This window comes from Microcoleus sp. BM001215392, from assembly GCF_036700185.1.
GTDB lineage: Bacteria > Cyanobacteriota > Cyanobacteriia > Cyanobacteriales > Microcoleaceae > Microcoleus.
The window spans coordinates 1-10255 of sequence record NZ_JAUBOJ010000279.1 but is presented as its reverse complement, the minus strand read 5'-3'; the positions used below and the strand labels follow the sequence as shown (position 1 = coordinate 10255).

12 protein-coding genes are annotated in these 10255 nt (G+C 47.1%); 2 read left to right on the top strand and 10 right to left on the bottom strand.

Annotated elements, in window-relative coordinates:
- Positions 1 to 108: 108 nt before the first annotated feature.
- Positions 109 to 1548, bottom strand: a complete 1440-nt coding sequence (locus QT974_RS24235; RefSeq protein ID WP_333470968.1) for an IctB family putative bicarbonate transporter — start codon at positions 1546 to 1548, stop codon at positions 109 to 111.
- Between QT974_RS24235 and QT974_RS24230 the strand changes: the two genes are divergently transcribed.
- On the top strand, positions 1515 to 1808 hold the full coding sequence (locus QT974_RS24230; protein ID WP_333470967.1) for a hypothetical protein: 294 nt from the start codon (positions 1515 to 1517) through the stop codon (positions 1806 to 1808). The genes QT974_RS24235 and QT974_RS24230 overlap by 34 nt on opposite strands.
- Here QT974_RS24230 and QT974_RS24225 read toward each other — a convergent pair.
- From QT974_RS24225 to QT974_RS34835, 9 genes are all read right to left on the bottom strand, one after another.
- Complete coding sequence (locus tag QT974_RS24225; RefSeq protein WP_333470966.1) at positions 1770 to 2663, bottom strand: ATP-binding protein; 894 nt, start codon at positions 2661 to 2663, stop codon at positions 1770 to 1772. The genes QT974_RS24230 and QT974_RS24225 overlap by 39 nt on opposite strands.
- Before the next feature lie 359 nt (positions 2664 to 3022).
- Complete coding sequence (locus QT974_RS24220) at positions 3023 to 4468, bottom strand: 1-acyl-sn-glycerol-3-phosphate acyltransferase (protein ID WP_333470965.1); 1446 nt, start codon at positions 4466 to 4468, stop codon at positions 3023 to 3025.
- A gap of 268 nt (positions 4469 to 4736) precedes the next feature.
- Positions 4737 to 6746, bottom strand: a complete 2010-nt coding sequence (locus QT974_RS24215; RefSeq protein WP_333470964.1) for a ribonuclease catalytic domain-containing protein — start codon at positions 6744 to 6746, stop codon at positions 4737 to 4739.
- 309 nt (positions 6747 to 7055) lie between these two features.
- A complete protein-coding gene (gene rpsR, locus QT974_RS24210) occupies positions 7056 to 7271 on the bottom strand; it encodes a 30S ribosomal protein S18 (protein ID WP_006631377.1) in 216 nt (71 codons plus the stop codon).
- A 129-nt stretch (positions 7272 to 7400) separates the two neighbouring features.
- Positions 7401 to 7589, bottom strand: a complete 189-nt coding sequence (gene rpmG, locus QT974_RS24205) for a 50S ribosomal protein L33 (protein WP_333470963.1) — start codon at positions 7587 to 7589, stop codon at positions 7401 to 7403.
- Between the two features lie 38 nt (positions 7590 to 7627).
- Positions 7628 to 8161, bottom strand: a complete 534-nt coding sequence (locus QT974_RS24200; RefSeq protein ID WP_333470962.1) for an RDD family protein — start codon at positions 8159 to 8161, stop codon at positions 7628 to 7630.
- Positions 8162 to 8266: 105 nt separating this feature from the next.
- Positions 8267 to 8554 (bottom strand): type II toxin-antitoxin system RelE/ParE family toxin, encoded by a 288-nt coding sequence (locus QT974_RS24195; RefSeq protein ID WP_333470961.1) that lies wholly within the window; start codon positions 8552 to 8554, stop codon positions 8267 to 8269.
- Positions 8529 to 8759 carry a hypothetical protein gene (locus QT974_RS24190; RefSeq protein ID WP_293191909.1) on the bottom strand — a complete coding sequence of 77 codons (231 nt, stop codon included), beginning with the start codon at positions 8757 to 8759 and terminating at the stop codon, positions 8529 to 8531. The genes QT974_RS24195 and QT974_RS24190 overlap by 26 nt, the downstream gene beginning before the upstream one ends.
- 57 nt (positions 8760 to 8816) lie before the next feature.
- Complete coding sequence (locus QT974_RS34835; RefSeq protein WP_442933211.1) at positions 8817 to 8912, bottom strand: nucleotidyltransferase domain-containing protein; 96 nt, start codon at positions 8910 to 8912, stop codon at positions 8817 to 8819.
- Positions 8913 to 9206: 294 nt separating this feature from the next.
- Here QT974_RS34835 and QT974_RS24185 point away from each other — a divergent pair, with 294 nt between their 5' ends.
- Positions 9207 to 10061 carry an SGNH/GDSL hydrolase family protein gene (locus QT974_RS24185; protein ID WP_333470960.1) on the top strand — a complete coding sequence of 285 codons (855 nt, stop codon included), beginning with the start codon at positions 9207 to 9209 and terminating at the stop codon, positions 10059 to 10061.
- Positions 10062 to 10255 lie beyond the last annotated feature (194 nt).

Below are 10255 nucleotides of genomic sequence, written 5' to 3'. Positions count from 1 at the left end.
GTCTGACATCTGCGGTTTCTGTATCAATCAAAGACTTATGCAATTCAAGTCTAGTATCTTTATGGCTTGCACCGGCACGCGGGGAAAAAACCCCGCCCGCACTTGTACCTATTCGCCCTTGGTCAAAGGTGAATCTTGTTGCTGCTGCCAGTTGTGGTAAAAACTAGCAATAATCGCCACCATCAACCACCAAAGCATATTAACTTCCGGCCGGTACCAAACGGTATCGAAAAAACCGTGAGCCATCATCCCGGTTAAAGTTGCGATCGCCCCGATCAGCCAAAATGCCTGATTCGATTTGAGGTTTGGGGATTTTTCCTCTAAATTAGAGGTGTTAAATTGTGAATCCCGCAAACTTTTTATCTGCACCAAACCTTGATTGACGGTAACAGTCAGCAGCCACAGAAAACACATTAAACCGATAAAACCAGTTTCCACAGCAATTTCTAGCAGCACGGAATAGGCGCTCAAAGCAGTAAATTTCGGTTTCATGTAAAGCGGATAAACTTTATTAAAAGCCGTGTTTCCCGGGCCAATACCGATAATTGGCCGATCGCGAATCATGTCAATCACCGCACTCCAAACATTAATCCGAAAATTATTGCTGCTGTCACCGCGGCCGACAAACATACTAGAAACTCGATCGCGCAAAGCTGGCACCAAAAGCACTCCTAAAACTAACGCTCCCGCCAAACCTCCTAACCCTAACGGCAGGGCCAAAGTCCGCCAGAACTTAGGCATTAAAGGGCTGTACCAGTACCAAAGCAGCACTAAAAACACCACAAGCATAGCCACAAAACCGATCCAAGCACCGCGGCTGTCGGTGTAGCGCAAACACGCGCAATTCACTACTAGCATCGTCAGTGCTAAAAGTTTGGTTCCCCATCCTTGCCACACAAAAAGTGCGGCAGCGCTCAAAGCAATGGCTGGGAGCAAATAGGAACCGAGCAAGTTTGGATTGCCCAAAAAGCTGTAAACTCGCGTGACATCGGCTTGAGTAGAAGTCGGATCGTTCCAAGTAGCTAATGGTGGAACTTTATCAATCCACTGCCGCACGCCGTAGAAACTGACAACTAGAGCGACATTTAAATATACTGCAATTAACCACGATCGCAAACGGGAGTCTCGCAAGATCCGCGCCATCAGGGCAAAAAACAGCAAATACAGGGTTAGCTTGCTCCAACCCGTAAAAGCGGCGGCTTTCACCGGCGACATTGCGGTGGCGACGGTAGCAATGCCCCAGTACAAAAGTACCAGTAAGTGAATGGGTGTGAGGGCGATCGCGCGATCGTCGGAAATAGTCAGCAGCACCCAAAATGCAGCGCCAGCCGTCATCAACACCCCCACCAGGGCATTGTTCACAAACGGGCCCATACCGAACGTCAAGGCGAGCAAAACAAAACCCATAGGTTCAGCCCACTGCATCAGCCAGCTACTCTGCCGCCAACTGCGGGCATTGCCGATCGCCCAATTCAATAAATAACTGGCATTTTGCCACTGAGAGAGTGACAAATTTGCTAGAGTCAACTGTTGCCAAACTGAGTTCATTTTTAGATTTGTACTTGGTAATTGGGCATTGGGAATTGGGCATCGGGCATCGGGCATCGGGAATTGGGCATCGGGAATTGGGAATTAGGCAAACAGAGAATCGGGAAAAAGGTAATTGTTATTTCTACCAACAGTCAACTGTCAACAGTCAACTGCCAACTGCCAACTGCCAACTGCCAACTGCCAACTGTCAACTGCCAACTGTCAACTGTCAACTGACTTCATCCTTCCAACAACTCCGTAGCATTGGTGCAGGGTAGCCAGAGCACGTAGCGATATCCCGATTCCGGAGTGCCTTGAATCGAGAGTTGGCCGCCTTGAATTTCCACCAACTGGCAGCAAAGCAGCAGCCCCAAGCGTTCCCTGTCGCCGTAGCCAGCTAGCATCGGTGCGGTATCTGCGGCATTCTCGGCCACCACAGCCGCCAACTCAGAAAACTCCAGCGTTAACCGCTGGGAGCCCTGTGTCTGCGTCGCCAGTTGCGATTCGAGTTCTATGAAGCAGGCTTCGGAGTTCGATCGACCACCGCTAGCCGATCCCACCTTTAGCAAGTAGTCGGAGTAGAGTTTAGCATGGGGCAAACTTTCTCCCAACCAAGGATGAAACACCCAAACTCCGATGTTGATAGCGTCTTCTTTCCGAGAAACGTGGACTCGAATCACACTGCCTGCTCCAGCCGATTGAATAATGCTAAAAATTAAGTGGTGGAGCATTTGCTGAACTTTATCCTTATCGGCCAACCAGATGCGCGGCCCGGGCCCCATGGACAAGTTAATTTCTTGCTCTCGCTTGCTTGCTGCCGGCAACAGGATTGTTACAACTTGCTGGCACAAACTTTCTATATCAACGGCGGTGCGCTTCAATGTGAAAGTAGAATCATCTAATTCTGCAAGTTCCAAAATTTCTTCAACTAGCGATCGCAAACAGCGGCTGCTGTCTTCGATCACGTCGATATATTCTTTTTGTTTGCTGGTTAGAGGGCCATAAATTTCTTGGTTCAACACGCTTGCCATGCCGAGCACTGAGGTGAGCGGGGTTAGCAATTCTTGCGCTAAATGATTTAGCAGTTTTACCTTAATTGAGTTACTAGATAAATCGATAGGTTTGTTATTCATCGGTTATTTTTTTTGCTTGATTATGGATAGTTTCTTGTTAGATCGAGTTTAGTTAAACCCTTGTAATTAATTTGGCAGTCAGGACTTTAGTCCTGAAACTCCTCAAGGGGCGAGAGGGAATAACTTTATTATCAGGGGTCGTTCGGTACTTGATATTAGCGGTTTATTATACCTCTTCCCCTAATTTATAACAACGTTTTTGCTTCGCGACCCATCAAAAACGGAGCCGGAAGGGAAAGGCAAAGTATCTTCCTTATTCGTGCTTTTCTATTTCTACTTCTCGATTCCTGCTTCTATCTTGCTTTTTCTCTCTGCTTCGCTAGAACCTCGAACCTCTTCGTGCTGCTGGATGTGACTAATTAAGATTTAATCATTCCTTCTAAAGCTGATTGCAAGTCTTGAGTGAGTTCGGCAACAGCTAATCTGCGACCCTTTTGATATCCCTCCCAGCGATCGCCCAGTGATATCGGTTCGCCCACGGTCATTTGTACCTGCTGTTTGCCCAAAGAAGGCCGGCTGAAGGGATTTGAGCCTTTGATGCGAGCCAGTACGTCCCACAGCAGTAAAGTTGTTTCTGCCAAACGTTCTGCTGTGAGCTTTTCTTGGACGTATCTGCCGGTGACTGAGACGAAGCTTTCTACCAGTCTCATGTGCCACATTCGCAGACTTGCTTCTTCAGCGAGGCGATCGGCTAATCCTCTTTCTAAGGGACAAAGTGCTGCAATATCTTTGATGTCTTCTCGATAAATATAGTCCCAGCCTGCTTGTTCCAGACGGCGGCAGCGGTCGATCAAACTGCCTTTGGGCTTTAAGTTAAAATATTCTTCGGCTACTTGCAAAGCCACGTCTAACAAAGCTGTAAGTCTAGGAATTATTTGCTCGTTGTCAGAATCATTTGCAGTTTCTTCGGCAATTGATAATGCTGTTATAGCAGATGTTTTTGGGTGTAAATTTCTATGGTAAAAACGGGTATAAAATTGTTCCATTACTTCTAGTAAATGGCTGCCAAGTCGAATCAGGCGCAGATATTGGAATTGATATTTTTGGTTTTTGGTAGCGGAGTTATCTGCATCTAAATTGGTTGATTCTGTGGTTTCTAATGCTGGCAGTCCGCAATCTATTTCTAATTGAGTTAAAAGTTTTTCTAGGGGTAGCCAAGGCGGATTGACATAGCGGTATTGAATGCCGATCGGCACAATTAACACTTTTTCATCAGTACGTCCGGCTTTTAGCAAGTCTTCAACGCACCAGAAGCCCATTTGAGCGATTCCCGGTTCTAGGGGGCTGACTATTTCATTGTGACCGTTGGTGGCGCCTTCTGGGGCGGCGGCGATGGGAAATTGGCTGTTGGCGAATAAATCGCGGGCCGATCGCAATCCAGCGCGATCGATTTTACCGCGCACAATCGGAGTACCGCCGAGGCGAGAATACAGCCAACCCACGCCAGCACCGGCCCACAGGGGAATTCCGCGATCGTAAATAAAGTGGGAATGTACCGGGAATTGCAGGGGAATGCCTTTGGCGCGCGCCGCCTGGGGCACGAGTTTCCAAATTAGTTGTCCCAAACAGTAGGGATCGTCTGAGTTGGGATGGCGGAAGGCTAGCAGGAAGCGAACTTTTTTGTTTTGAAATTGGTGGAAGAGTTCGGCGAGAGTTTCGACGTTTTCGGCTTGAATATCGCTGATATTCGTCTTAAATCGCAGCCACCAGGGGAGTATTTGCTGACAACCCTGGACGATGAGGGGGTTGTAGGCTGGGGGTATGAATTCCAGCGGTGGCTGAACTTGGTTTATAGAATTGGGCATTTGGTGATTTTAAATTTGAGATTTTAGATTACTAGCAAGTCAGTAAAAATTTCCATTTATCGGCTTAGGAGTTAAGACGGCGGTTGAAACCGCCCCTACAGAAACAAAACCCGCTTTAAGGCGGGTTGAAGAGCAGACTCTTCTAAATTCATGAGATGAAATTCGTCTGAGATTACTAACCCAAGCATATTGGTTTATAGCCGCAAACGCACAATTCCTGTCACTAACATTTTGGCAATCCAAAATCTAAAATCTAAAATCTAAAATCCTATTGTGCGGCTTCAAGAATGACTTCTTGGAAGTTAATCACGTCCGATCGCGGATCGCAGTAAGTGACTTTGACTTCTAGCCGATCGCCAATTTCGACCGATCGACCAAATCGCATCGCCAACTCCAAACCCAACTCTTCCAACAAAATCAAAGCCAGATTGCTATCTTCCCTCAACCAGCGCAGCATCAAAGCTTCCCAAACCTGATCGGGATTGCGCCGCAAATATTCCAATCCCCAATAACGGTTTGTTTGGCGTTCCACAGTAGAGGCTTCTCTAACTGCGGTACCGAGACACATCACAATATCCTGTATTTCTTGGGCGGAAAAAGGCAGTGGTTCGTCCCGCAGGTGGGCTTTAATTTGGAAGTGAGTCAGCAAGTCGGTATAGCGGCGGATCGGGGAAGTAACTTGAGTGTAGGATTCCAAACCTAAGCCTGCGTGGCGTCCGGGGGTCAGACCCATTTCGCTGCGGGGCATACAGCGGCGCACGGCGCAGGCGCGGGCTGGGCCAGCGGGTACGGCTAGCAGTTCTTCCTCTGGGGGGAGTTCCGGCTGCGGCTGATAGCGGTAGGGTATGGGCAGGCTGTGAGTTTGACCGTAGCGGGCGGCGACTTCGCCAGCTAAAATCATCATTTCTGCTACTAGCAATCTGGCTGTAGAGTCGTCGATGACGTGGATTTTGATTTCGTCGCCGTAGACTTTGATGACGGATTCGGGCATGAAAATGCTGATCGCGCCTTGGGCTTCGCGCCATTTTTGACGCAGTTTTGCCGCCGAGGCGATCGCGCTGATTTCCGGTTCTGCTTCAATTCCCAACTCCAGCATTTCGTCTACATCATCGTAGGTTAAGCGGTAGGTTGGTTTGATTTTGCTGATATGGATGCTGTAATCTTGGGCTGCACCGGTTTCATCTAAGGTGACGCTAAAGCTGAGGGCGCTGCACTCTTTACCTTGAATTAAACTCATCGGCCCAGTTGCCAAAGCCGAGGGAAACATCGGGATCGAGCCCGTGGGCAGATAAACTGTAGTGGTGCGCTTTCTGGCTTCGAGGTCGAGTTCGTCTCCGGGGGAAAGCAAGCGTGTGGGATCTGCTATGTGTATCCACAGACGCTGCTGGCCGTTTTCGAGGAATTCTAAACTGAGTCCGTCGTCGATTTCCGTAGTGCTTTCGTCGTCGATCGTGTAAACCTTGAGGTGAGTTAAATCCAGACGATCTGTGTCGGAGTCGGTTGAGGGTTCTTCTAGGCAGCTTTGCGCTACTTCTAATACCTTTGCCGATAGTTGTAGCGGAATTTGGCTGCGCCGCAAAAACAGGTTTTCGTGGGGACTCCACAGGCCGAGATCGACTAGGAGTCCAAATGCTGCTTCGGGGTTTTCGGGACGTTGTAAGCTGGCTAAAGTTTCTAAGGCTGGCGTGCGGTGAGTTGCTTCTTCTCCGAGGGTAGCAAAGCGTTCTAGGGCATCGAGGCGAGTTCGATCGCTAGGAACCCAATCTACATTATTTTCACCAGCCAGCCGCCGTTTAACTCGATCCCAAAATCCTTGGGATTCTTGGTGTCGGTGCTGTTCTACTTCTTGCTGGTGTTTGATTTCGGCTACTTGGGCAACTGGTCGCGGTTCGTAGCGATCGCCCTTTTGTTTAAAATACAGTTTATCTGTGGACAGCAAACAATAAGCTGCATAACACTGCGCCGGAGTGCGATCGGAAAATAGCAGCATAGCCAGAGCTTCTGGATCTGTATTTTCTCCGTCATCCACTAGGAGTTCCCAAGCTACTTCTAGGCTTGACGGATCTGAGTAAGCTTCTACTTCTTTAAGAAATTTGGAAATGTCGGAGGGTTTGTAAGTTTCTCCGACTGCTTCATAGCTGATTTGTTTGGGCGGAATGCTGTGCGGTTGACCGTTTTCGTCTACCACTACCCAGTTTTTCTTGCCGTCAGGGCGATCGGCAACGGCCAGGCGGCGGTCGCCGTGCACTCTAAATTCTACTAACGTTCCCTTCTCCACTTGCCCGCTTTATATTTGAGATTTTGGATTTTTACAGTTGCCACTTATCGAGTTTCTTTGCTTCCGATTTTAGATTTTGGATATTTACATTTTTTAAATCAATTGTCAAAACTAACATCTAAAAAGTTGTGCTTTTTTTGCTTTAATTTTTAACTTTTGAGATTTTGATTAAGACTTACGCACCAGCGACTCAATACCAAATATTGCGAGCTATTAGCTACCATCGCTTCCGACAAAAAGACGTTGTTTTCGCGTAAGTCCTATTTTTGTCCAAAATCTAAAATCTAAAATCTAAAATCCAAAATCCTGTTAGCCTTCTTGGTTTACGAAGGGCATCAAAGCCACAATTCTTGCTCTTTTGATGCTGCGAGTCAGGTCGCGCTGTTGTTTTGCTGTCAAACCGGTAATCCGGCGGGGCAGTATTTTACCGCGTTCTGTGACATATTTTTTGAGAAGATCGACATCTTTATAGTCGATCGGGTCTCCTGGTTTGATTGGCGAAACGCGCCGGCGAAAATAAGTCATGGTTCTTTGTTTGTTGACTGTTGACTGTTGACTGTTGACTGTTGTCTGTTGTCTGTTGTCTGTTGTCTGTTGACTGTTTACTGTTGACCAATAACAACTGACAACTGACCATTGACAACTGACAACTGACTACTTGATCTCTTTGTGAGCAGTGTGCTTGTTGCAATGGCGGCAGAACTTTTTGAGTTCCAGCCGTGCCGTCGTGTTGCGACGGTTCTTGGTCGTGGTGTACCGAGACACGCCTTTGGAGCGTTTGCTCGCGTTTGTTCGGCACTCAGTACACTCTAGAGTAATTATGATGCGGACGCCTTTAGCCATAATTCTAAATAAATTTCGACTAATTTAAACACAATTTATTATCGTCTCACATTTGTCTGCACTTGGTCAAGCAATCTTCTAACTTTGATGTCGAGGGAGTAGCCGCGCTTGGTTCCGATGACGATCGTCCTACCGAGTCGATCGTGAAAAGCTTGGGGAAACCTGTCTGCGTCGGTGAAAGCAACGCTACAGTCGATCGCCAGCGGTAACATCAGCAGCAAGACGCCCGCGTTGGTAGATGTGAGTCCAGCCACACCTGCGAAGGCTAGGGCAGCGCAAAAGCCCAGCAATGCCTCGCGCTTGCACAATTCTTGCACTCCGGGAGTCCGTTGGAATCTGGTATCGAAAATTTTCATGTCCAGGGCCCAGCGCCCGAGACTTTGACCTTGGTTTTTCCTGACGATGGCTACGCGCATTATCAACCACAGCAGCACAAAAAAGATGGTTTGGGCGATCGGATTGGTACCGAGAAGCAAACTGGGTATCCAAACGGCGATCGCGTCGATGCAGAAGGCACCGGCGCGGCGTTCGAGTGATACTTTGGGCAGGAGGGGAACTAGATTGGAACTCATGGGTCAAAAAAAAGAATTACTTTTAAATGGGTAAGTCCTATTTCTATCGTAATCGAAATCAGGGGCTTGAAGCCGTAGGGCATAAGGTCAAGGCGCAGCTACATATTAATAAACCTCATCATGGATTCCAATATCAACTAAGAGAATCACCATTTCTAACAATTCCTCATCTTCAGAGAAAATAAAAATTATTCTGCAATCATATGCAACAGAACAAGACCATAATCCGGCTAAGTCCCCTCCTAACTTGTGAGACTTCAAAGATGGCGTAAATGGATCATCTGCCAGTAGCTTTAACACCTTAGTAATTTGATCCTTTAATTGTGGATTTTTCTTTACGATCTTCCTAAAAGATCGATTAAATCCACTACTCCAGACAACTTCCATCATCATCTCCTAGTAAATCTGCGATCAAATCATCAACACTTCCTCTCTTTGCTGTCCCATTCTTAAAAGCTTCCATCACTTCCTGAGCATTAGCCAAAATTTCATCCCTCCGATTTTCAATCCGTCGCTTGCGGATTAACTCAAACAACTGATCCTGATCTTCTATTGATAAACTTTCGACCTGAGCAATAATTTCTTGTACAGTCATCATACAGCCTCCTTTCAACTAAAATCAACGAAATATTTCGCCTCCGCCAAAACCGAATCCTTAATCAAACGGCTTAATCCTTATTCCGTTATAATCCACCAAAAGGTCAATATCACTACTCTCACCGACAACACCCCGCGCCACCGAACCAAACACCCATACATTAAACGCCCGATGTCGCAGCGCCACCGCCAGGATATCCTCGCCCTTGGACTTTAATAACTATTGTAACTTCAGCATAGGATTTCCTCAAGCATCAATTTAATTTGAAACTTTACAGACTTACAGATCCATTCGTGGAAGCCCCGCGCGTTCACATCAGGAGTGTCAAAAAAGCCCTTAATATAATTATATAGCAACTGCCAAGACTGTTAGGATATTCTTAATCACTGAAACTCTTGCTCGGAAATCCCAAGCTCAAAACTTAAACTTTTCGTCAAAAACTGTGTAATGTCTCCAAATGTGCGATCGCCCCGTCCCAAATTCCCGCTGAAGCAAGTGTTAATCAGACTTGTCCTCGCCGTACTTGCTGCTGTTATCGCCTTCAACATTCCTCACTCCTTAATTCCCGTGTTCAAAGAACCCGTATCCGAAGCTAGTCCACCGCCCGAAATCCAAAACGTACTCCTCGGGAAGCGCAGAATTGTGACTGTGGGCGACAGCATCACCGAAGCCGCGAAATACCCAGGAGGTTACGTTTGGCTGCTCCAACGCTATCTAAATGCGCTGTATCCCGATCGCAAAATCGAGATCGTCAACGCGGGAATCTCTGGTAACAAGGCGACTGATATGCAGGTGCGTTTTCAGAAAGATGCGATCGACAAAAAGCCAGATTTAGTCACGATCAACGCCGGAGTCAACGACGTTTGGCACGCTTTCTTCGACTTCCAAAACCTGCAATTTCATCCGCAAGGCAACTTGGCTGCGGGAGTACCGCTAGCAGATTATATAGACAAAATAACTCAAATGGTGCTAGCAGCAAAAGCCGCCAAAATTCGAGTCGTGCTGCTTTCTCCTACTCCGATTCGCGAGATTCTCGACGGCCCAGAAAATCGCAGGTTGCAAGAATATGTTGCCGCGATGCGAGAAATTGCCAAGCAAAATCAGTGCTTGTTTATCGATTTGAATGCGCCATTTCGGGAAGTAATCGGCACCTATCAAAAACACGCCGGAAAAACTCTAAATTTGTTAGCAGCCGATGGAGTTCACCCGAATCCCTCGGGATATCGAATCATTGCTTTTACTATCTTGCGCGGTTTGGGCGTACCCGCTAAGGATATTGAAAATTTGCAGGTGAAAAATTGAGATTAGTCATTAGTCAGTAGTCAGTAGTCATTAGTCATTAGTATTTGTAGGGTGCGTCGCCACAGAAAATCCCTCAATCCAATCGACAATCGAGCGGGCGACGCACCTGATACGGGTGCATCTGGTTTTAGCAAATATATTTGTAGGGGCGAAGCATGACCGCAGTGAATATAAGATTATAACTAATAACTTAT